The organism is Pedobacter sp. GW460-11-11-14-TSB4 (assembly GCF_059423705.1).
The window spans coordinates 25,499-47,417 of record NZ_JBWKYI010000012.1 but is presented as its reverse complement, the minus strand read 5'-3'; the positions used below and the strand labels follow the sequence as shown (position 1 = coordinate 47,417).

The 21,919-nt window shown below is 41.1% G+C and carries 19 protein-coding genes; 13 read left to right on the top strand and 6 right to left on the bottom strand.

The features are described from left to right. Window positions 1-34 precede the first annotated feature (34 nt). The 7 genes from AC07YT_RS13765 to AC07YT_RS13735 all read left to right on the top strand — a co-directional run bounded on the left by AC07YT_RS13765 (window position 35) and on the right by AC07YT_RS13735 (window position 12,383). Complete coding sequence (locus AC07YT_RS13765) at window positions 35-859, top strand: carcinine hydrolase/isopenicillin-N N-acyltransferase family protein (protein WP_086546909.1); 825 nt, start codon at window positions 35-37, stop codon at window positions 857-859. Between the two features lie 82 nt (window positions 860-941). Continuing rightward, window positions 942-1,571 (top strand): hypothetical protein, encoded by a 630-nt coding sequence (locus AC07YT_RS13760; RefSeq protein ID WP_086546908.1) that lies wholly within the window; start codon window positions 942-944, stop codon window positions 1,569-1,571. A 970-nt stretch (window positions 1,572-2,541) separates the two neighbouring features. After that, window positions 2,542-5,676, top strand: coding sequence for a SusC/RagA family TonB-linked outer membrane protein (locus AC07YT_RS13755; protein WP_086546906.1), 3,135 nt, complete (start codon window positions 2,542-2,544; stop codon window positions 5,674-5,676). A 19-nt stretch (window positions 5,677-5,695) separates the two neighbouring features. Further along, complete coding sequence (locus AC07YT_RS13750; RefSeq protein ID WP_086546905.1) at window positions 5,696-7,342, top strand: RagB/SusD family nutrient uptake outer membrane protein; 1,647 nt, start codon at window positions 5,696-5,698, stop codon at window positions 7,340-7,342. Between the two features lie 108 nt (window positions 7,343-7,450). Then, entirely contained in the window at window positions 7,451-10,315 is a 2,865-nt protein-coding gene (locus AC07YT_RS13745) for a DUF8487 domain-containing protein (protein ID WP_086546904.1), read from the top strand. A 33-nt stretch (window positions 10,316-10,348) separates the two neighbouring features. Continuing rightward, on the top strand, window positions 10,349-11,470 hold the full coding sequence (locus AC07YT_RS13740; protein ID WP_086546903.1) for an SGNH/GDSL hydrolase family protein: 1,122 nt from the start codon (window positions 10,349-10,351) through the stop codon (window positions 11,468-11,470). Window positions 11,471-11,621: 151 nt separating this feature from the next. Further along, the gene (locus AC07YT_RS13735) at window positions 11,622-12,383 is read left to right on the top strand and encodes a DUF72 domain-containing protein (RefSeq protein WP_086546902.1); all 762 of its coding nucleotides are present in this window, start codon (window positions 11,622-11,624) and stop codon (window positions 12,381-12,383) included. On the opposite strand, the gene AC07YT_RS13730 is transcribed toward AC07YT_RS13735, so the two are convergent. Together AC07YT_RS13730 and AC07YT_RS13725 are read right to left on the bottom strand one after the other, a co-directional pair. Next, window positions 12,376-12,792, bottom strand: coding sequence for a hypothetical protein (locus AC07YT_RS13730; protein WP_086546901.1), 417 nt, complete (start codon window positions 12,790-12,792; stop codon window positions 12,376-12,378). The genes AC07YT_RS13735 and AC07YT_RS13730 overlap by 8 nt on opposite strands. A 166-nt stretch (window positions 12,793-12,958) precedes the next feature. Next, the gene (locus tag AC07YT_RS13725; protein WP_494945363.1) at window positions 12,959-14,086 is read right to left on the bottom strand and encodes a Gfo/Idh/MocA family protein; all 1,128 of its coding nucleotides are present in this window, start codon (window positions 14,084-14,086) and stop codon (window positions 12,959-12,961) included. Window positions 14,087-14,449: 363 nt separating this feature from the next. Between AC07YT_RS13725 and AC07YT_RS13720 the strand changes: the two genes are divergently transcribed. Next, on the top strand, window positions 14,450-14,902 hold the full coding sequence (locus tag AC07YT_RS13720; protein WP_086546899.1) for a hypothetical protein: 453 nt from the start codon (window positions 14,450-14,452) through the stop codon (window positions 14,900-14,902). Window positions 14,903-14,959: 57 nt separating this feature from the next. Here AC07YT_RS13720 and AC07YT_RS13715 read toward each other — a convergent pair whose 3' ends face one another. Next, window positions 14,960-15,577: a GNAT family N-acetyltransferase gene (locus AC07YT_RS13715; protein WP_145954255.1), complete on the bottom strand. Its 618-nt coding sequence runs from the start codon at window positions 15,575-15,577 to the stop codon at window positions 14,960-14,962. A 189-nt stretch (window positions 15,578-15,766) separates the two neighbouring features. Here AC07YT_RS13715 and AC07YT_RS13710 point away from each other — a divergent pair, with 189 nt between their 5' ends. The 3 genes from AC07YT_RS13710 to AC07YT_RS13700 are packed head-to-tail and all read left to right on the top strand — an operon-like array spanning window position 15,767 to window position 18,119. Further along, on the top strand, window positions 15,767-16,195 hold the full coding sequence (locus tag AC07YT_RS13710) for a S24 family peptidase (protein ID WP_086546897.1): 429 nt from the start codon (window positions 15,767-15,769) through the stop codon (window positions 16,193-16,195). Then, on the top strand, window positions 16,179-17,423 hold the full coding sequence (locus AC07YT_RS13705) for a Y-family DNA polymerase (RefSeq protein WP_086546896.1): 1,245 nt from the start codon (window positions 16,179-16,181) through the stop codon (window positions 17,421-17,423). Before AC07YT_RS13710 ends, AC07YT_RS13705 begins: the two co-directional genes overlap by 17 nt. 15 nt (window positions 17,424-17,438) lie before the next feature. Beyond that, entirely contained in the window at window positions 17,439-18,119 is a 681-nt protein-coding gene (locus AC07YT_RS13700; protein ID WP_086546895.1) for an SOS response-associated peptidase, read from the top strand. A gap of 184 nt (window positions 18,120-18,303) precedes the next feature. Here AC07YT_RS13700 and AC07YT_RS13695 read toward each other — a convergent pair whose 3' ends face one another. Then, the gene (locus tag AC07YT_RS13695) at window positions 18,304-18,579 is read right to left on the bottom strand and encodes a hypothetical protein (RefSeq protein WP_494945362.1); all 276 of its coding nucleotides are present in this window, start codon (window positions 18,577-18,579) and stop codon (window positions 18,304-18,306) included. 249 nt (window positions 18,580-18,828) lie between these two features. Between AC07YT_RS13695 and AC07YT_RS13690 the strand changes: the two genes are divergently transcribed. Both AC07YT_RS13690 and AC07YT_RS13685 read left to right on the top strand, forming a co-directional pair. Next, window positions 18,829-19,986, top strand: a complete 1,158-nt coding sequence (locus tag AC07YT_RS13690) for a zinc-dependent alcohol dehydrogenase (protein ID WP_086546893.1) — start codon at window positions 18,829-18,831, stop codon at window positions 19,984-19,986. Window positions 19,987-20,129: 143 nt separating this feature from the next. Continuing rightward, window positions 20,130-20,678 (top strand): DUF4142 domain-containing protein, encoded by a 549-nt coding sequence (locus AC07YT_RS13685; RefSeq protein WP_494945361.1) that lies wholly within the window; start codon window positions 20,130-20,132, stop codon window positions 20,676-20,678. Window positions 20,679-20,887: 209 nt separating this feature from the next. Here the strand turns inward: AC07YT_RS13685 and AC07YT_RS13680 are convergent, their stop codons facing one another. Both AC07YT_RS13680 and AC07YT_RS13675 read right to left on the bottom strand, forming a co-directional pair. Beyond that, window positions 20,888-21,391, bottom strand: coding sequence for an RNA polymerase sigma factor (locus AC07YT_RS13680; RefSeq protein WP_086546891.1), 504 nt, complete (start codon window positions 21,389-21,391; stop codon window positions 20,888-20,890). Window positions 21,392-21,551: 160 nt separating this feature from the next. Continuing rightward, complete coding sequence (locus AC07YT_RS13675; protein WP_494945360.1) at window positions 21,552-21,917, bottom strand: response regulator transcription factor; 366 nt, start codon at window positions 21,915-21,917, stop codon at window positions 21,552-21,554. Between the last annotated feature and the right edge of the window lie 2 nt (window positions 21,918-21,919).

Genomic DNA, 21,919 nt, shown 5'->3' with positions numbered 1-21,919 from the left:
GCGTAAATTTGCAGCTATAACTAGAAAGGAAGATATGAAACAACTATTTTATCTCGTTTTTTTGCTGATCACATTTTTTGGATGTGCAATTGATGGAAACACCTGTACAATATTTATGGCAAATGACGGAAAACACGTTTGGGTGGGAAACAATGAAGATGAATCACCGGCGATGACCTATAGGTTTTGGTATTATCCTACAAGCCCTGAAAATTACGGTTACATGTTGTGGACAGAGTTATCTGAGAAAGAAAACATAAATCATATGATGTATCTGAATCCACAAGGTGGAATGAATGAATATGGGCTATTTATGGATTATACCGCGATAGATGAAATTCCGGCTACAAGAGATCCGAATAGGCAGGATAGAAGTGAAGAAGTGGTTACAGACGTATTGAGGAGATGCAAAAGGGTGGAGGAAGCTATAACTTATATTTCTCAATTTAATCTGCTCCGGCTAACCAGAGCCCAGTTATTTATAGGGGATCCCAGTGGAGACTATGTCATAGTGCACGGTAGTTATATAGTACGGCGGACGACAAGCTATTTTGCACTAACCAATTACACGGTGAACAATAACCATTATGAGCCATGCTGGCGAAGAGATACTGCAATAGAATATCTTTCTGGAAATAGGAGTTATCGCTTAAAAGCTGTGGCAACGCTATTGGAAAAAACCACGCAGAAAAAGCCGAATGATATTATAACCAATTATTCTATGGCTACGAACCTTAGTAATAGGACAATCTATTTATATTACAAAGCTGACTTTTCAAGACACGTAGCAATTTCACTTCAGAACGAATTAAAGAAGGGCTTGCATCAGCGGGATATGACCAGTTATTTTTTTCATTAGTGGAGCAATAATATTCCTTGTCCAGGCCTTTTAACGGGAGATACTCTAATTTACTCTGTCAAATGACAGTAAAACCATAAATATGAATAAAATCGATAACTATTTCTATGCATTGTTCTTCTGCTGTCTTTCCTTGGGAACCTCTGCTCAAAATAAGACTGTATTTGATGGCCTCTCCTGGAAACCGCCTTATAAGCTTGAATTGGATGGATGGGGAGTCGAACGTTTTCTTATCCCTATAGACTTTGCCCCATCAATCAAGTATACTGGTGTCGAGGATATTCGTTTTACAAAGGGTTGGAGTGATGAGAATAGTCCTGACTACTGGTCTTATGCTTTTTTATGGCTGTTGGACAACTGTCCTGTCCAAAATGTAGCGGTCATTCAGAAAAACCTTAATGCCTATTATGATGGCCTTGTAGGTAGAAACGTCGTCAAACGAATGATTCCAAAAGAAATCATTTTCAAAACGCAGACAAAACTAGGCATCACTAAAACTGAAAGTGGTGATCTGCAAACCTACGCTGGGATCATTCACATACTCGATTATATGGCACAGAAACCCATGGTACTACATGTGAAGGTTCATGTTAAAAAATGTCCGGGTAGTACCAAGATCATTATTTTCTACCAATTGTCCCCCAAGCCGTTCACTGGGGCTATATGGTCAGCGCTTAATGCATTATGGGCAGGTTTTAGATGTGCGGACTAATACGCTTTAACCTGTTCTAATACTATTTGCTGCCGTGGCCTCACTCATGTTCGATCAGTAACCTGTCGCTAAGTTGAAGAAAAAGTATTTCGATCATCATATATTAATCGTTATTTATAATTCCTGTCTTCTGGAATCGCTGGTGTAGCAAGCTCTCTTCTGAGGTCTTATTATTATTATTACTATAATTATCATGTATTATGGTGATGGCAGTGTTTTCTTTGAGTTTAGCCCGTGTTTAACCCAGCTAAACAAATAATTAATGCTATTTAAGGCAAATTTGTACAGGTTTTTTGAAGTCCTGGTCACTTCCTAAATCAACAAGGCGCTACGGCGCAGGTGATAAATCCGAAATAATTTGCTTTTGAAAACTTCCCGACCGCTAACCACACAGACTGGCAATGAGGAGGTTTTTACAAAAAAAAACGCAAAGGTGGAGCATAACTATGTTCACTCAGCGCCTTCGGTTGTGCTGCGAAATATTGAGAATTTTTTTAAAAACAGAAATATGACCAGTATAATTGAAACAAGGGTTGGCGATGGCAATTGCTCTTAATACAATGAATATCGAGCATAATATTGCAATTAACCAGTGGGAAGGCACATTAAATATAGCTTGCTAGGATATTTGCACAGTAGTAAGTTTAATCATGTTGCAGTATTAGCGGTGGGAAATCGCCAAAAAATTAAAATAGACCTAAACAGTAATTAATTTTCTTCTGATCAAATAGAACCACGTTTGCTAGTGTCACCGTGATCTTTGTTGACCTGATTTTTTTAACTGTTGCCTTGGCACTTGCAGCTCGTGGAATAATTATCTGTTTGATCCGCCATCTGAATAGCAAATCTAAAGACGAAGAGGTGCGATCTCCTTTTTCAGAAGAAAATCCATGATTTACAATACAATGTCTATTTTATTGAGTTTCATTAATCAATAGGTTTGGTTTGACCAAGTCTAAACCTATATGTTATGAATAAAACTCACAAACCTTACCAGAAAGCCTGTAAGTTAGTCTACTTGCAGAATTTCTTTCTATCCTTAGTTTTTGTTTTTGTCACCCTGGAATCGTTTGCCCAGAATACAATAACGGTTAAAGGAAAAATAACAGACGAAACAGGCATAGGCATGCCTAGCGCAACAGTTAAAGTTAAAGGAACAACAACCACCGCGGTTTCTGATAATAATGGGAACTATAGTATCGGTGTACCGGACAAAACGGCGGTTTTAGTGTTTTCTTTTGTGAACTATAAAACGCAGGAAATTACAGTTGGAGAAAAAACAACAATTCTAGTAAAATTGGAATCCGCTTCTAATGAGTTAGAACAGGTTGTGGTAGTGGGTTACGGTACGCAAAAGAAAACCTCTTTAACTGCAGCAGTATCCACTATTAAAGGCGATAAGGTAGCAAATTTGCCGGTGGCCAATTTAAGTAATACTTTCGGTGGCCGTGCACCTGGACTAATTGTAACGCAGGGTAGCGGAGAGCCCGGACAGGATGGCGCTTCTTTGTTAATACGTGGTATTGGTACCACAGGTGGGACCGCACCATTGGTTATTGTTGACGGGGTTCCGAGAACTTTGGGGCAGTTGGATCCACAGAGTGTAGAAAATATTACGTTTTTAAAGGATGCTGCCGCTGTGGCTCCGTACGGGGTGGCTGGAGCAAACGGCGTTATTCTGGTTACCACAAAAAGAGGAAATACCGGAAAGCCACAGCTTATTTATAATGGCAGTTACGGTATTCAGAATCCAACTCACCTGCCAGAAATGGTAGATGCATTTGAATATGTAACTATGCGTAATGCTGCCGCTAAGAACGCTGGTACTGCCTTACCTTACAGTGCTTCAGATATAGAAAAATTCAGAACAGGTTCAGATCCGGATGTTTTTCCTAATCATGATGTGTTAGGGGAACTTATTAATAAAGATGCCCCAATGATGTCACACAACCTGTCAGTGACTGGCGGAACAGAGAAAGTTAAATACTTTGGTTCCTTAGGTTACTTAAGCCAAAACGGCATGTGGGGACCCACTAGCTTTAAAAGATATAACCTAACAAGCAATGTTGATGCGCAGGTAACCAACACGACAAAATTTTCATTAAGCCTGAGTGGCAGGGTAGAAGATAAACGATACCCAGGTAAAAGTGCATCTTCTATATTTGATCAATTGTACCGTACGCCACCAATCGCGCCAGTTACCTTTAGTAATGGCCTGCCGGGTTCATATATTGGAAGATCAGCTTATGGTAACATCTACAACAGCGGTTACTCCAATGATTTGCGTCAGATATTAACTACACAAATCAGTATAGAACAGCAATTGCCGTTTGTAAAAGGTTTAAGCATTAAAGGGGTAGTTAGTTATGATTACAATGATCCTAATGGTAGGACGGTAAAAACATGGCTAACTCCAATACCATATTATTCGGTTAATACCTCTACTACGCCTTACACTTACCCACAGGCGGGGTCTGATGGTCCGGCAAAACCATCTTATACAATAGATTTTGCGCAGAGCCAGGCGTTTACCTACCAGGGTTTTTTAAACTATAACAGGACTTTTGGTAAACACGATTTTGGAGCTACCCTTGTTTCGGAATACAGGAATACAAAAGGGACAACTTTTGGTGCCGGAAGGTCAAATTTCAACGTCAATATTCCTGAATTGAGCAACGGAAGTTCTGAACTAACCGATCGATCTAATTATGGATCATCATCGGAGGGACGTCAATATGGTTTGGTGTTTAGGGCGACTTATGCTTATGCAGGTAAGTATCTGGCAGAAATTTCAGGCAGGTATGATGGAAATTATGTATTTGCGCCTGGTAGCCGTTATCATTTGTTCCCTGCAGGCTCAATCGGCTGGAGGTTATCGGAGGAAAATTATATCAAGGATAACTATAAGTGGATTGATAATTTAAAAATAAGGGCGTCTTATGGTGAAAGTGGAGCATTACCCTATATTGGGGGTGTATTAGCACCATTTCAATACCTAAGCGCTTATGCACTCTATGGAAATAGTTTTATTTTTAATGGAGGCAGTACACAAGGATTATCAGAAACTGCACCAGGAAATCCGGACATTACCTGGGAGACAGCGAATAAAACAAATATCGGTTTAGACCTTTCCATTTTTAAGGGATTGTTTGATCTGGAGTTTAATTATTTCAGAGAAAACAGAAGCAATATGTTAATTGCGAACCAGACACTCGTTCCCGCTGAATTTGGAATTGGCTTGCCTCAAACCAATGCTGCTGCCATGCAGAACCGCGGTTTCGACCTTTCTCTTGGTAGTCATTATGCTTTTAAAAATGGCATGAGAATAGGAGTTACAGGCAACTTTACCTATGCCAAAAACAAATTGGTGCAGGTTTTTGAGAATGCCTCAACTTTAAATAATCCTAACAGAAGTATAACAGGAAAATCTTTGGGTACTAAATTTGGCTATCATGCACTGGGCTTATTCCAACAAAGTGATGATAAAAATGGTGATGGTACAATCTCTTCTTCAGAATATCCGGTAGCTCAGTTCGGTACACTTAAACCCGGGGACATTAAGTACGAAGATGTAAATGGGGATAATAAGATCGATAATAATGATATCAAAGTAATTGGTAATTCCAATGTCCCTCAGATTATTTATGGCTTCTCACCAGAATTCAGCTATAAGGGCTTTGATGTAAATGTTTTATTCCAGGGTGGTGCGAAAGCAGATGCTTATATTAACGGACAGGCCGCTTATCCTTTTTTTAATGGCGGTTCGGCCTTAAAAGCCACTTTAGATTACTGGACCCCGGAAAATACAAACGCATCATATCCAAGAGTACTCCCTTCTCCATCATCAAACAGTACGCAAACATCAGATTTTTGGGTTAGAAGTGGAAACTACCTAAGGATGAAATCAGCAACGATTGGTTATACAGTCCCCGCTAGAATTGTTTCGGCGATTAAATTACAATCAATAAGGTTATATCTGTCAGGTCAAAATTTAGTTACCTGGACCAAGGACCTTAAAGATTTCGATCCAGAAATCAGTGCATCTAATGCCAACTATTATCCCCAACAGAAGGTATACACTTTTGGGCTAAATGTAACTTTTTAACTATCTAAAGACCGAAATTATGACTAAGCTATTTTCAAAATATAATTTATTGATTGCAACAGGTTGTGTGTTGCTTACGGTGCAAGCCTGCAAGGATAGTGAGCTTGATGTAATTCCAAGAGACCGGTTAACGGAGGCTAATGTTTGGACTGATCAGGGAGCTAGTAACCTATTTTTAAACGACATCTATCAGGGACTTCCTGACGGCAATAATTGGTATGATCCAGTTGAAAACTGGTCTGATAATTCGATCTGTGGGTTTCCATGGCCGGGTTCTAGACAGGTTGTTCAGCAGATGATTGTTAATCCTAATTCTATTCCAGGGGGGGATATTGGAAACATCTATGGATGGACAAGAAACTATTCCTACATTAGAAAATGTAATCTTTTCATTAAAAATGTTAGTGCCTCAAGCCTGCCAGAAGCCTTCAAAAAATCAAGTCTGGCCGAAGTAAAGGTTTTACGTGCCTATTATTATCAATTACTCTGGATGGCCTATGGCGGTGTGCCGATTATCACGGATGTGTTATCACAAGATCAGGGAGATGCTATTTTTAAACCACGCAATACTGCTGATGAAACCATGCAGTTTATCACTAAAGAGTGTGCCGACGCATATGCAGACCTTCCGGATGCACCAGGTTCCGGAAGAATCGGAAAAGCCACAGCAATGGTATTAAAGGGCTGGGTAGAGCTATTTGCCAATAAATGGAGCGATGCCGCGGCAAGTAATAAAAAAATTATTGATGACCTTAAAAATTATGATCTAGATCCTGATTATGAAGCTTTTTTCTTGAAGAAAGGTAATGCCAGTAAAGAGAGTATTTTTTACAGAGAGTATATCGCTACTGTTAAGGGTGGGGTAATTGATGGTACATGTGGACCAACTTTCACTGGAAATGATGCAGAAACAAGTTGGGGCGGGGTTAATCCTACACAAGAATTGGTTGATGATTATGCAATGGCCAACGGAAAAGTAATTACTGATCCTTCCTCTGGTTACGACCCGCAAAAACCATATGTGGGTAGGGAAAAAAGATTTTATCAATCTATCAATTTTGATGGATGTTACTGGTATAACACAAGCCTTTCGATGAGGGATAATGCTGCAAATGCCATCGATTTGGCAGATAAAAACGATGCTACCCAAACAGGCTACTATATGCGTAAACGTTTGAATGATAAAATTACACTCGGGGCAGCCAATTGGGATGTAGGTACCAGCGATCAAAATTATAACATATTCCGCTATGCTGAAGTATTGCTAAACTATGCAGAAGCTCAAAATGAAGCAGTAGGACCTGATGCATCGGTTTATAATGCTATAGGTAGAATCAGAACCAGAGCAGGTAATTTGCCGAATTTACCGGCCGGTTTAAGCCAAGCTGAAATGCGAACGGCAATAAGAAGAGAACGAAGAATTGAACTTGCTTTAGAAGACAAGCGTTATTGGGATTTAATCAGATGGAGAATTGCAGAAGTTAACCTCAATAAACCTCTGCATGGGATGAAAATTACTACAAACGGGAGTAATGTAACCTATACTGTGGTACCAGCAGTAGGCGGCGACAGGAAATTCTTTGCATCTAAAAATTACTTGTTTCCGATCCCGCAAAATGTTATAGACCAAAACAAGCAGATAAAAGGGAATAATCCAGGTTATTAGTTTAAAATATCCTGATATCGACAGATATCAAAGATTACATAGCCCCTTTAAGATTTTGCACTAGGGGCTATGCTGTTTGTTATCATGAACAGTGTAAAACTTGATTAAATGAAAAACAATATTTTGAGGTTAGGTATGCTATCCTTAGCCTTGCTAAGTTTAATACATACAGCTGCAGCACAGTCAAAAAATAATGCTCATATTGAGCTTTCAGGTATCTGGAATTTTCAGGTCGATTCTTTAGATAAGGGCGTAGATGAAAAATGGTTTAATAAGGAATTAAATGATAAGATTAAGCTGCCTGGTTCAATGACAACCAATGGCAAAGGCAACGACATCACCGTAAATACCAAATGGACAGGTCAGATTGTTGACAAATCTTGGTTTACCAGCGACGAATATGCCAAATATAGGCAGCCAGATAATATCAAAATCCCATTCTGGCTACAGCCAACAAAATCTTATGTGGGTGCCGCCTGGTACCAAAAAACGGTAAATATACCTGCCGCCTGGAAAAATAAACGGATTCAACTTTTGATAGAGCGAAGTCATTGGGAAACAACGGTGTGGGTTGACGGGGTAGAAGTCGGTACAAACAACAGTCTGGCCACAGCACAATTATTTGATCTGGGTAATAAATTAACACCTGGATCGCACCGTGTAACTGTCAAAATTGATAATTCGTCGAAATCTTTTAAAGTTGGCGAAAATGCCCACAGCATCAGCGATCATACCCAAACTAACTGGAACGGCATGGTTGGTGAATTAAGCCTTATCGCACGTGCGAATGTTTTTATTGACGATGTGCAGCTTTATCCTGATGTTAAAAACAAACAAGTATTAGCGAAAATACAGGTTAAAAACACTACTGGCGCACCTGTATCAATAGGATTAAATTTATTAGCTACAGCGAACAGATCAACTGGTGCCAAGCTGAAACCTTTGAGTAAAAATGTAATAGTTGCCGAAAAAGAAAGAACCATTGAAATGGTTTACCCGATGGGCGCAACACCGCAGTTATGGAACGAATTTCATCCGGATTTATATGAAATGCGCGTTAATTTAAACATGGGAAAACAAGGAGAAATCGATGCCAGAAAAATCACCTTCGGCATGAGGGAATTTAAAGCCAAGGGAACCCAGTTTGCCATAAATGATGAGCTTACGTTTTTGCGAGGTGCGCTGGATTGTGCGGCTTTTCCTAAAACAGGATTTCCACCAACTGATGTTGATAGCTGGATGAAAAACTTTAAAACCATAAAAGCCTATGGATTAAACCATGTGAGGTTTCACTCCTGGTGCCCACCCGAGGCTGCCTTCATTGCAGCCGACCGTTTAGGCCTTTTTCTGCAGGTTGAATGTGATGCATGGGCAAACAGTTATAAAGGATCTTATATTGGCGATGGCTTGCCTCTGGATAAATATGTCTACCAGGAAAGCGAAAGAATGGTAAAGGCTTATGGCAACCACCCATCTTTTGTAATGATGACCTACGGGAACGAGCCGAGTGGAAAAGGCCAGGTAAAATACCTGGTAGATTTTGTGAATTATTGGAAGGCAAAAGATCCGAGAAGAATGTATACCACTGCAGCTGGGTGGCCACAAAATGATGCTAGTGATTACAACAATATGCCAGAACCGAGGATACAAGGTTGGGGGCAGGGCTTAAAAAGTATCATTAACAGTGAAGCCCCAAAATCAGACTACGATTGGACTAAAACGATCGCTAAATGGAAACAACCTACCGTTAGTCATGAAATTGGTCAATGGTGTGTATACCCAAATTTTAATGAGATTAAAAAGTACGACGGGGTTTTAAAAGCGAAGAACTTCGAAATATTCAAAGATAGGTTACAGGAGAATGGTCTTTCGATGTTGGCCGATAGCTTTTTTATGGCTAGCGGAAAACTGCAGTCGCTTTGTTATAAAGCTGATATTGAAGCTGCGTTGCGTACGCCTGGCTTCGCCGGATTTCAGTTATTGGGTTTAAATGATTTTCCTGGACAGGGAACTGCATTAGTTGGTGTATTGGATGCTTTTTGGGAGTCGAAGCCTTATATTTCTGCAAGTGAATATAGCCGGTTTTGTGCGCCTATAGTGCTTTTAGCCAGATTGCCGAAAATGGTTTACAATAATGATGAAGATTTAGCTGTGCCAATTGAAATTGCCAATTTCAGTGACAATGTGCTTAAAAATGCAGCAACCAATTGGGTTATTGAGAATGAAAAGGGTGAAAAACTGTTTAACGGAAGCTTTAAAAATGAAACTGTCGGTATTGGTAATGGAATAAAAATAGGTACTATTAAACAAAGCTTAACGTCGATTAAAACACCACAACGCCTTATTTTAAAAACAACTATAGGAAACCACAGCAATGAATGGGAAATATTTGTGTATCCAAAAACATTACCTGAGGCTCCTAAAGAAATACTTTTAACACAAACATTAGATGACAATGCGGTTGCGACCTTAAATTCTGGAGGGAAGGTATTGCTCACCCTTAAAAAAGGATCAGTTAAGGCTGAAATGGGAGGTGATATTAAAATTGGCTTTTCGACAATTTTTTGGAATACTGCATGGACACATAGCCAGCCACCAACAACAATGGGTATTTTGTGTAATCCTACGCATCCTGCACTTGCAGAATTTCCTACCCAATACCACAGTAACTGGCAATGGTGGGATGCCATGACCCATTCGAGTGCAATAAAACTCAATAGTGTATCAAAAGATTTAAAGCCTATTGTTAGGGTGGTAGATGATTGGTTTACCGCGCGCCCTTTGGGATTGGTTTTTGAATGTAACGTTGAAAAAGGGAAGCTGCTTGTATCATCAATTGACTTACTTAGCGATCAGGATAAACGCCCTGAAGCACGCCAGTTGTTATATAGTCTTGAAAAATACATGACCGGCTCCCAATTTAAACCAAAAGATCATATTAATCTAGACAAAATACAGGAATTAGTTAATTAAAGTATCTCTGTTATTTCCTAAACTCAAATTATAATGAAGTTATACCAAAAAATTTTAGTGTTCTTATTAAGCGTTTTAAGCTTTAGCATTGCTAAAGCGCAGCAATCGGATGGTATGAAATGGTTTAACCCTGTTTCCAGTCCGTATCCGGTGCTAAAAGGAAAATACTGGGAAAGTAAAGATACAATTAACTTTTATAACCGCTTGCCATCTTATGCAAAAGACAGTGTTAGGCTGGCTGTTTGGAATCTGGCCAAACAAACAGCAGGCGAATACATAGATTTCTATACTAATGCCGGGAAAATTGTAGTTAGATATCAATGTGGTAATCCATACTTGATTTTTGACGGTATGAGCAAAATCTCGACTAATGGTTTAGATATGCATGTACAGGACGAATCAGGAAAGTGGCATTTTATCAATGGCTTCCATAGTTTTAAAGATACGATTAGTTTTACTTGTGACAATATTGATCCTAAAGTAAAAGTAAAAAGATTCAGGCTTTATTTACCCTTACACAATTTCCCTAAATGGTTAGAAATAGGCGTTGTTAAGAATGCTGATTTTAAAGTAGAGGCTGCATCTGTAGAAAAACCAATCGTATTTTATGGTACCTCTATCATGCAGGGAGGTTCTACCTCCAGGCATGGGTTAACATGGTTTAGTATTTTGGGCCGCAGAATTGATCAGCCAATGATAAATTTGGGTTTTTCTGGGAATGGCAGGTTGGAAAAGCCTATTATCAATTTAATTAATACCATTGATGCAAAGATTTTTGTACTCGATTGCCAACCAAATCTAATCGTGTATAGTCAAAATGATGAAAATGAAATAGCGAAAAAAATCACTTTGGCTGTCGAGACCTTACATCAAAAACATCCTAAAACCCCGATATTACTAACAGAACATAGTGGTTCTCTGCCAGATATAACTTTGGATACCTCCCTAGCCAAACCGTATAATAAAACAAGTGCTGTGTTATCAGGTACCTATCAGAAATTAAAAAAAGTAATTCCTAATTTACACCTGCTTGCCGCTAAAGAGATTGGCTTTACTTATGAGAGTACAGGTGATGGTACGCACCCTAATGATATTGGGATGATGCAATATGCAAATGCTTATGAAAAAGCTATTCATAGAATATTAGGAAAATAAGTAAAAAATAAGTTTTTACTCAAATTAGAAGGAACTGATGGTGGAGGCTGACTGGTTAATTAAATAGAACATTTTAGTTTATGACTACTAAAATGAATCGCTGAAAAGTAATCACGCAACAATTTGTCGGTTTATCATGTTTCCATTAACAATGGACAAAAAAACAGAAGGTTATTATTCGGGTACCAGTGGACTGTTATTACCGGTACCCAATAAATCGCACTATCCTGAGGAATTCAGGGAGCGATCAAGACTATGCTATTACGGCTCGCTGATGAACAGCATCGAAATCAACAGCTCTTTTTATAAAATTCCGATGGCGTCCACCGTGAAAAAGTGGAGTGAAGAGGTTCCCGGTGATTTCCGATTTACCTTTAAACTTTTCAAGGGCATTACCCATTCTCCAAAATTGGCATTTGATCCTTTGGATATCGTCCGCTTCATGCAAGTAATTGCCAATACCCAAGATAAGAAGGGATGTGTCCTTGTCCAGTTTCCGCCGAGTATAAGGATAGCCGATTTCGCCCAACTTTCCAGATTAATGTTTAGTCTCCGTGAGTGTGATCCGGAAAATCAATGGAAGATTGCATTTGAGTTCAGACACGCTTCACTTTATGTGGAAGAGGTGATGGAGTTATTGGCGGAAAACGGCCTTGGTATTGTCACTCACGATAAGAGATCTGCTGCGAGTCCACTGGATGACTCCGATTGTAGCTTCCGTTACCTGAGGTTTCACGGACCAGGAGGCAATTATAGGGGCAGTTATACTGAAGATGTGCTGGCGGAATATGCCAGTTATATTGTTGAATGGCTATTAGAAAAAAAGGAGGTCTTTGTTTATTTTAATAACACTATGGGGGATGCTTATGGAAACCTTAAAACCCTAAGAAGATTTGTTAGTGACCTTATTTAGTTTTTTTAATCCGCTCAAGCTTTTTTTGTACTACTGGCAATCTTTTTTGCCATCTTTTGATGATCTCATTTTCAACGATTGGTAGTCCTTTTTTGCCGAGTAATCCAAGGCTCACTGCAAGTTCCCTTGTGTCTCTTGCTTTTTCAGGGTTTTCGTCAATATAATGTTGTTGCCGGGTTTCAATTTCCTGCTGGAGGGCGCTGCTTGCATTTTCAATCAATGAAATTTCTTTTGAATATTCGTGCAGTTTTCGATAAGTCATGATCAGACGATTGTTCGCTTCGATGTGGGCGGGGTTGCGCTTTAGCAAAAGCAGGTATTGCTTAACAGCCTCTTTTAGTTGGCCATCTTTTTCGGCCTGTCTGCCCAATTCAAAATATTTCGCTTCCCGGATTCTTTTACTGCTCATCAGATTAAGATATTCTACCAATGATAACAGTTGATTGCAGAAAGATGTTTGAGGATGATATATTCATCATTATTTGCACGCTTAAAGCGGTATTTTATATGTTTGGCTGCCGTCTGGGCGAATCCGAGCTGGAAACAAAACCCGGCTATTGATCTATCCTGACTTTTTATGTTTTTATTATTTTCACTGGTTTTCCTGTTTTAGCGGATTTATAAATCGCTTCCATGATGACATGATCACGTAGGCCTTCTTCAGCCGGGGTTTTGGGATCTTTTTTTCTCAAAATACACTCCGAGAAATGGTCCATTTCCGCTCCGAACTGGTTTGGCTCAGGCACACTAATGGTTTCCTCTATTTCCTCTTCGCCTTCGGCCCTTGAGGTTTTCAGCTGTTGGCCTTTGTATGCAAAGGCCCGGTCCATGAACATCCAGCCCCTTTCGGCGTGTATGCGCATGGTTTTTACCTCCCTTATTTTGTAATGTGCCATACAGCTTGCAATCAATCCTTCATCAAATTTCATCTGCCAGGAGATTAGCTCCTCTGTGTCTTTGAAAAGGGGGTCTTTTGGTGTGGAATACTGATAGGCAAATACTTCTATTGGTTCCTTTCCAAGGATAAATCGTGTGGTGTTTAAACAGTAGATTCCTATATCCGGCAGTACACCTCCACCGGCCAGTTTGGCTTTATGCCTCCAGTGGTCTGGATTAGCACTGCTCTGCCCATTTACTGTTTCAATGTACCTCACCCGGCCAAAGCGTTCATTACTGACCATTTCTTTTAATTTTAGGGTATGGGGCTGGAACTGCATTCTGTAAGCGATCATCAGTTTTACCTTTGCTTTATTGCAGGCTGCTATCATCTTGCGGCACTCGGCAGATGAATTAGCCATCGGTTTTTCACAGAGGATATGTTTTCCCGCCCGCGCGCCGCGGACTGTAAATTCCATATGCATACTATTAGGCAGGATGATATAGATTACCGAAACATCCGTATTGTTTTTTATTTCATCGAAACGCTCATAGCTATAGCAAGAACCTGGGCTTACACCATATTGCAACGCCACCTTTTCCATTTTTTTATCATCACCACTGACTAGCGCGGCAAGACGGCTAAACTTACAGCCTGATAAGGCAGGAATCACTTCTTCAAGTGCGAGGTGGCCCAGGCCAACCACGGCATATCCGATCCGCTGGTTTTCAGGTATAGGGGCAGGGGGTGGAGGAGTTGATTTATCTGCACTGGATTTCCATTTTTCAAGCTTAACTGGTTTATCTGCATTTTTTGCTTTATCCATGAGTGTTGGTATTTGTCGTTTTATTACAACCATTTAGTTTGGATAAGGTTTGCCGTTTTCTGTTAGCGGGGGATAATCCAAACTGGGTTTGCCTTGCGCTACAGGGAGGGAATTGGCTATTGCTTTGTATCCACTGTTATATCATTAGTGATGCTTTCTACCTATTTTGTTTTAGCCGGTGACAATTTTGAACGCTGCTGGATAGTTTTGTAGCCACTTTTTAAAATATCCACTTTATTTAAATCTTTCTTTAATAGATAATGTTATTTAATCGCTACTCGATTGCAAAATGGGCTAATTGGATTAACCATAAAGAGGAACAGGCAGGATTTAGGATAGGCTTTGGATTAAAACAAGTTAAGGATGGAAAAATTAAAAAGTTTATTGGCAGGGCTAGGTGGAGCTGTAGTGCTCAATGTCCTGCATGAGGGTTTGAAAGGTCGTGATGATAATATGCCCAGGATTGATTTGCTGGGTGAAGAAGCACTTAATAAAGGATTGGGCTGGCTTGGCTCGGGTATTGAAGATCCTGACAAACTTTATCAAGCTACACTGGCAGGGGATGTGGCCGGAAATGCGTTATATTATAGCCTGATCGGCACTGGGGGCAATAAATATGTCTGGCCTAAAGCCATTCTTTCCGGACTTGCTGCAGGACTGGGGGCGATCGCTTTGCCGGCACCAATGGGACTTGACGAGCGCCCTGTAGCGCGGAATACAAGAGTAAAGCTGCTTACCATCGGGTATTATTTAGCAGGGGCATTAGTCACCGCATTTATACTGTCCCGGACAAAAAAGGCTGATCCAGTTATTTAAACCATAGTAATTTTAACTCGTGCAAATGAGATTGATATCCGCTGGCAAAGCCAGCCATTAAGCTTGATTATCTTGCGGATTGAGCTGCATAGCGGAAGGGTTTATTTCATAAAAGTCCTGAAAGATATCAAATTGGCCTTGATAGGTAAATTTTGCATTTTTGAGCACTTTTGTCGCAGCTGTGTTTTTTCTGTGAACAACCGCACCGATATGACTGATTCCCTGATCAGAAAGACATTCGATAACCACGGGCAATAGCTCAGTCATGATATAACAACCCGTAGCCGAGGAAGAAAGGTAAAATTCTATAAAGTATGGGTAAGTTTTAAGTTGATAGTGTTCCATAGCCAAATCCGGGCTGATGAGTTCAATGATGCCGATGACCTTTTGTGCAGATTTTCTTGTAATGAAATGAAAAAAATTCTTTCCGCTGTAGTGGCTTAGCAACCTGGATTTTAAAAAGCCTTCAGCCTGGGGGATACTTTCAAGCCGTTTCTTAGGAATAAACTTTAGCGTGAGCTCATCAGAAAGGATTTCGAAAACATCATTTGACAGCTCAGCTAGCCTGTCCATTTCCTGGGGCCGGAATGGATGGATAATAAGGTGCTCATTTTCAAAACTTATTGGTGACAACATAGACAGCGCCAAAAGTAGTAATTTATGGATGAGCTGCAAGTATTTGGATTCCCCCGCTACGCTTTTCGATATGTCTTGCTACACTTAGGCAAACCAATGATCTACAGTGGTAGGAATAAAGAAAGGCAATCTTCTTAATATTCCTGCCGGTTGTGTTTTAAATAAGCCCTTGATTTTAAATGCTAAAAATTTTAGTATAATTTTGTGATGCATTAAGGCAATGGGTTTATGATCAGGTCGTTTGAGAAAAGAGCAGAACAGAAAATTTCGGGATTCCAGTCTCCGGCGTCAGATTATCTGGAAGGCAGGTTGGATATTACAGAAAAGTTAGTCGTTGATCCGCATTCTACCTTTTACTTTCAGATGCAGGGTGATGCAATGTCTGCCTACGGGATAAATGATGGAGATATATTAGTGATCGATAAGTCACTCAAAGCCCTTGAGGGAGCTGTGGTGGTTGCTTTTATTAGTGGAAACTTTTCATGCCGCTTATACCTGATCGAAGAAAATGTTCCGATGCTCATTAACGGCCTGGATTCAGTTAAGGAAACAGAAATAGGGCTGCTGCAAATCTGGGGTGTAGTTTCGGTAATCTGCAGGAATGTATTACCAAAAACATTAAGGGTAGGGAGGTACAATCATGTTTGCGCTTTGTGATTGTAATAACTTTTACGCTTCGGCCGAAAGGCTTTTCCGCCCCGAACTTAACGGTAAACCGGTTGTTGTGCTAAGCAATAATGATGGATGCGTGATTGCCCGGAGTGAGGAGGCTAAACTATGTGGCATCAAAATGGGCGATCCGGAGTTTTTGGTCAGGGACCTGATCAAAAAGTTTGATATCCAGGTGTTCTCAAGCAATTATGTTTTATACGGCGATATGAGTGAGCGGGTGATGAACCATCTGGGCAGGTGGTTTCCACGCCTGGATGTCTATAGTATAGATGAGGCTTTTGGCTGGCTTGGCGGGGTGGCTGACCTGGAAAGATATGCGCCAGAAATCAGGAAATCTGTTATCCACAATACAGGGATCCCGGTATCGATTGGGGTGGCGCCAACTAAAACACTGGCCAAACTAGCCAATAAACTGGCCAAAAAGAACAATGGTGTAATGGTTTTGGACAGTGAGGAGAAGATAAATCATGCAGTAGCCGATTTTCCGGTGCATGAACTTTGGGGAGTAGGCAGGCAGTATTATAAGAAATTCGAGGAGCTAGAGATAAAAACGGTAGCCCAGCTGCGGGATATGCCCGAGATGTGGTTCAAGCAGCACATGACTGTAATGGGGCAACGGATGTGGAATGAACTCTGGGGGAAACCGGCCATTCCTTTAGAGGAGGTCAGAGAAGCTAAAAAAGGAATTACTGTCAGCCGCTCTTTCAGGAACTATATTGAGCAGCCGGATGTCCTTGCCGAGGCGGTTACGCTGTATGCCTCATGCCTGGCTGAAAAGCTGCGGGCCCAAAAGCTCCGCTGTCTATATCTGCAGGTTTTTCTCTATACCAATAAGAATAGGGAAGATCATCCCCAGCATTTTCCGGTGCACACCCATAAATTGCTGGTGGCTAGTAATAATACTTCAGATTTGGTCAAAATTGCGGTCACTGTAGCAAAAAAACTCTTTCAATATGGCAATAAATACAGAAAGGCTGGGGTAATTGCTACTGGCCTGGTTCCTGAAAGCGAGCTTCAGCTAAATATGTTTTCAGATCATGATGGTGGAAAGAAAGATTCGGTATCGGCGGTGCTTGACAGGCTGAACCTTGCCTATGGTCGCGGGACTATACGCATGGCCACTGAAGGGTATGAGAAAAAGTGGCGTTTAAAGCATGAGTACCTTTCAAAAGGTTATACTACACGCTGGGCTGACATTATAAAAGTAAAATAAAAAGAAAGGAAAGATATGTGTGGAAGGACACTGATTGGCGAGAGCATGACAATGGCTGCAAAAGCCGGGGTAATCTTGGGTGGTGAATCGAAAGAAAAAGATACCAATCGCCCCCCTGGGACAGATATGCCCGTGATACTGGATGCCAGGCCTGGAAAACTGCATTATGTAAAATGGGGACTTATTCCAGCTGATTCGAAAGAGGTACCTAAATTCAGCACGACTTACTGCAGGATTGAGACCATGTTTGCCCTTCCAAGTTACCGCACCCTGATTGGCAGGAGGCATTGCGTTTTTGTGGTGGAGGGCTTTTATGAATGGGACCGCAATAGTAAGGTTAAACAGCCTTATTTCTTTGAACGTGAAGACCGTGAGGTATTATTGCTGGCGGGCTATTGGGACAGTTGGAAAGATCCTAAGACAGGCATTGTTATTCCATCCTGTACGATGATTATGCAACCTGCAAATGAATTTATAGCCAAAATCCATGACCGTATGCCCTGTATCCTATCACAAGCGGAAAGCGCAATCTGGCTTGACCGGGAACTTCCGGTAACGGAGCGTCTAAAGGCGTTGCACCCGGTAAGTAATGAGCTTTTAAGGGGCTGGCAGGTTGATCCCAAAATCAATAATGCAAGAAATAAGGATGAAGATAACAACCGCCGATCTGGACCTGACCTGACACTTTTTGATTAACTATGGCTGGCATACCGGCAATGTCGGGCCTTGGCCATGGCTGTGATCGCTGATAATCTTCTCATTAGATATTATCGCAGGAACGGTGTTGGATGTTTGAACTCCGCGCCGTTCCTCTAAGACCAGCACCTGCTCCATTTACGAGTAGGGATGGAGCAGGTGTTATGATTTGAAGCGGTTATCGCTACTCTATTTCACCATCTGCCAGCCCGTCCAGAAACCAGCCCGAGCGATATTCAAATTTCGCAGACGCGGATTTCGATTCATTGGTGACTTTGCCAGTGAAATCGTGTGCAATATCGCCTTCACTTTCGAGTATCTGTTTCGCGGCCAGTGCGTATTCATTTAGATCCAGTCCATCTTTGATGATGTAAGTTAATTCTCCATTTTCGCTCCACACAGAGTCTATCATCCCATCTTCGAACTTTTGCTTTAGCGCCTGTAGAGCTTCTTTGGTCATATTCGTTGGTCGTTGTTCCATGTTGATACTTTGAAATATAACCCAAAAACAAATAATTGAGACTTTGGTTCGGATTATCTTTTCAGCTCGTCAACTATCAGTAATTAAATTAAAGGCCGTTATGGCGAACAGTCCTATTTCTTTAAAATGTGAAATTGACTAAACTATAGCTGATTTTTTATTGTTGCTTCTTTAAGGCCGAAGGTGATTATCAAGGCTTAATCATAAATCGTATCTAAAATCAAGACTATGAAAGCAGCAGTATTTCACAAACCTGGAGATATCCGGGTGGACTATGTACCTGATCCGAAAATTCTGGATCCCCGGGATGTAATTTTGAAAGTTACCTCAACTGCGATCTGCGGGTCGGATCTTCATATCCTGAGCGGCGCAGTACCACAGAAAGACCCATTGATCATGGGACATGAATTTATGGGGATAGTAGAAGAAGTAGGTGCTTCGATCACCAATCTCAAGCGTGGAGACCGCGTCGTAGTTCCTTTTCCTATCTCATGCGGTAAGTGTTTTTTCTGTACCCATGAGGCATCTCCGGCTTGCGAAACTTCGAATTTTAAAAACTACGGTCCCAATGGCGATATGATGAGCCAGAAAGGTGCCGCATTGTTTGGTTATACTGATCTGTATGGCGGTTATTCAGGTGGACAGGCACAATATGTCCGTGTTCCTTATGCCGACATCAGTCCGCGTATTGTTCCGGAGCATCTGAGTGATGAGCAGGCATTGTTCCTAACGGACATTTTTCCTACCGGTTGGTCGGCTATTGATTGGGCACAGCTCAAGGGAGGAGAGGTGGTTGCCATTTTTGGATCAGGACCTGTCGGTCTGATGGCCCAGAAGGCAGCATGGATAAATGGTGCCAGCAGGGTAATTGCCATTGATCCCCTGGATTACAGGTTGGAAAAAGCTAAGGCAGTAAATAATGTCGATATCCTCAATCCACATAAAGTCGATGTAGTAGAGGCTATAAGGGAAATGACTGGTGGCCGGGGAGCTGACCTCTGCGTAGATGCCGTTGGCTTTGAACCGGAACGTAGCTTTTTCGATAAGGTGAAAGCGACGGTACATTTTGAGAAAGGATCTATTAAGGTGCTGGAAATGTGTTTTGAGGCTGTGCGCAGGATGGGAACAGTATCTATTATGGGCGTTTATGGTTCTCCTTATGACAATTTCCCGCTTTTCAGGATTTTTGATAAGGGCATTACCATTAAACAGGGACAGGCTCCAGTACTCAATTATATTGATAAACTTATCGGGCTGGTGAACGAGGGGAAAGTGGTGCTGGATGACATCATTACCCACACACTTCCGCTCGAGGATGCTGCACACGGCTATAAGATTTTTGATAATAAAGAAGAGGACTGTGTTAAGGTTGTTTTAAAACCTTAAGTTAATGAATTAGCCTGGCAACAGGCCGGGCTAAATTTTATATCCTCTTAGTTAAACTTCGCCTTTGCCTGCCGCTTTACCTGTTTCTTAGCAACGCATCTTAGTCAGAAGATAAAATGCTTTTGCGGATAAAACAGACCACTATGGATACTCAATATTCATTTCAAGCCAACCTTTTTTCGCTTAACTACTGGCGCATAATGCAGGCATTTTTCTGTTGCTGGTTGCTTTGTACATCCTGCCATAAGGAGGATACTGGGGCATACGCGCTCAGCTCTGAAGCCTTCTATGCAATGGCGGTTTCTGAACAGAAGTACCAACAGCTTTTAAATGAGGAGCTTTCCAAAATTACCAGTCATGTGCGTTTTCCTGAAATAGCAAAACAAAGGATAGAAAAGTCAAAAAAATATATGTCCGAGCTGAATTCGGTTGTCGGGGTGTTTGCCGAAGACTCATCCACGGCGATCGGCGATGAAAACATGGAAAGACTGATCAGATTGAGAAAATTGGCAGGGGATAATTTTAAGAAGGAACTGGTGAGGATGACCATTGAATCGGATCAGCAACTCATCTCGATTCATGTAAGGGCAGTTTCCCCAACAGGCGCTAAAGACCCCAGGTTAAGGGACTGGGCAGAACAAATGATGCCCACGCTGACCGAAAACCTTGCGGAGATACAGTTGCTTAGATAGATCAATATATCCTGTGTCTTCATGTCCGGCTATGATGCTAGTGGGTAAGCTATTGGCTAAAGCGTTAATTTTGCTGGTCAGTTAAACGACAGCAAGTGGTCCATTGCATATTAGGGCATGGAAATTATTTTATTAATAAAAAGGCAGGTGCTGTGGCACCGGATCAGTGGTTTGAATGCAGAGATAAATACATCGTTTGAACTTGATTCTTACCGATAAATTTTTAGCGTTTTTTTAAGTTCAAGCCTCGCCTGGTGGATATGTGTTTTTACTGTTCCCAGTGGTATTCCCAGTTCATCGGCAATTTCATGGTATTTATAACCTTCAACATATCTCACAAATGGCAAACGGTGTGCTTCGGGTAAGCGGTGGAGTGCATTGTTAATATCCTGCATGGCGAACTTATGTTCAGCTCCGTTAAGTGACGCGTTGCCCGCAAGTTGTGCGCTACTGAGCTCTTCTTCAATGGTAATGATTGAATTTTTCTTTGCTTTTTTACGATAATCGTTGATGAAGGTATTCCGCATGATCACAAATAGCCATCCTTTAAAATTGGACCCCTGCTCAAACCCCTCTTTAAACCTTAAAGCCTTGATCAATGTATCCTGAACAAGGTCGTTCGCATCTTCAGTGTCCCTTGTGAAATTCATGGCGTGGGCGTAGAGTTGATCAGTATGGGCGGTAACCATGTTGCTGAATGTTGCGGTCTTCATAGATATTTGGTTTTATAGGTTTATAGATAACTGTTTATTTTTAGAATAGTTTTAGCTGATGCTAATTTTAGAATGATTTCTTTGTTTAATCTGGCGAGAAAGCTTCGTTTTTCTGTAGCTGCTCTAGGGCATTACGCCCTTTCAGCTTTCCTTAAGAATGTTATCCTGAAGTGTGTAGTAGCGTTTTTACTGTTTTAATCAGCTTCAGATAGTCGAAGGGTTTGAGCATGATGGCGTCCGGTAAGCATGGAATGCGCGGGATTTCTGATTCAAGCATAGCGGTGATGAGTAATATGGGAATGTGATTTGTGTCTGGGTTTTCTTTGATGGAATTACAAAATAGCCTTCCGTCGCCGGAGGCAAGTAAAATGTCCATTACGATCAGGTCGGGAGAAAAGCGTTTTATTGATTGATCGACAGCCCCGGGTTTGTTTATGCTCTCCACCTCAAAATCTTCCGATTCTAACATCTGCTGGATAACGTCGGCATTGCTGAGGTCATCTTCGATGATCAGGATTTTAGGCATGT

Excerpts from the sequence above, each read along its gene's own strand:
- AC07YT_RS13765 (WP_086546909.1), top strand. The coding sequence starts at position 35 with ATGAAACAACTATTTTATCTCGTTTTTTTGCTGATCACATTTTTTGGA.
- AC07YT_RS13760 (WP_086546908.1), top strand. The coding sequence starts at position 942 with ATGAATAAAATCGATAACTATTTCTATGCATTGTTCTTCTGCTGTCTT.
- AC07YT_RS13755 (WP_086546906.1), top strand. The coding sequence starts at position 2,542 with ATGAATAAAACTCACAAACCTTACCAGAAAGCCTGTAAGTTAGTCTAC.
- AC07YT_RS13750 (WP_086546905.1), top strand. The coding sequence starts at position 5,696 with ATGACTAAGCTATTTTCAAAATATAATTTATTGATTGCAACAGGTTGT.
- AC07YT_RS13745 (WP_086546904.1), top strand. The coding sequence starts at position 7,451 with ATGAAAAACAATATTTTGAGGTTAGGTATGCTATCCTTAGCCTTGCTA.
- AC07YT_RS13740 (WP_086546903.1), top strand. The coding sequence starts at position 10,349 with ATGAAGTTATACCAAAAAATTTTAGTGTTCTTATTAAGCGTTTTAAGC.
- AC07YT_RS13735 (WP_086546902.1), top strand. The coding sequence starts at position 11,622 with ATGGACAAAAAAACAGAAGGTTATTATTCGGGTACCAGTGGACTGTTA.
- AC07YT_RS13730 (WP_086546901.1), bottom strand. The coding sequence starts at position 12,792 with ATGAGCAGTAAAAGAATCCGGGAAGCGAAATATTTTGAATTGGGCAGA.
- AC07YT_RS13725 (WP_494945363.1), bottom strand. The coding sequence starts at position 14,086 with ATGGATAAAGCAAAAAATGCAGATAAACCAGTTAAGCTTGAAAAATGG.
- AC07YT_RS13720 (WP_086546899.1), top strand. The coding sequence starts at position 14,450 with ATGGAAAAATTAAAAAGTTTATTGGCAGGGCTAGGTGGAGCTGTAGTG.
- AC07YT_RS13710 (WP_086546897.1), top strand. The coding sequence starts at position 15,767 with ATGATCAGGTCGTTTGAGAAAAGAGCAGAACAGAAAATTTCGGGATTC.
- AC07YT_RS13705 (WP_086546896.1), top strand. The coding sequence starts at position 16,179 with ATGTTTGCGCTTTGTGATTGTAATAACTTTTACGCTTCGGCCGAAAGG.
- AC07YT_RS13700 (WP_086546895.1), top strand. The coding sequence starts at position 17,439 with ATGTGTGGAAGGACACTGATTGGCGAGAGCATGACAATGGCTGCAAAA.
- AC07YT_RS13695 (WP_494945362.1), bottom strand. The coding sequence starts at position 18,579 with ATGACCAAAGAAGCTCTACAGGCGCTAAAGCAAAAGTTCGAAGATGGG.
- AC07YT_RS13690 (WP_086546893.1), top strand. The coding sequence starts at position 18,829 with ATGAAAGCAGCAGTATTTCACAAACCTGGAGATATCCGGGTGGACTAT.
- AC07YT_RS13685 (WP_494945361.1), top strand. The coding sequence starts at position 20,130 with ATGGATACTCAATATTCATTTCAAGCCAACCTTTTTTCGCTTAACTAC.
- AC07YT_RS13680 (WP_086546891.1), bottom strand. The coding sequence starts at position 21,391 with ATGAAGACCGCAACATTCAGCAACATGGTTACCGCCCATACTGATCAA.
- AC07YT_RS13675 (WP_494945360.1), bottom strand. The coding sequence starts at position 21,917 with ATGCCTAAAATCCTGATCATCGAAGATGACCTCAGCAATGCCGACGTT.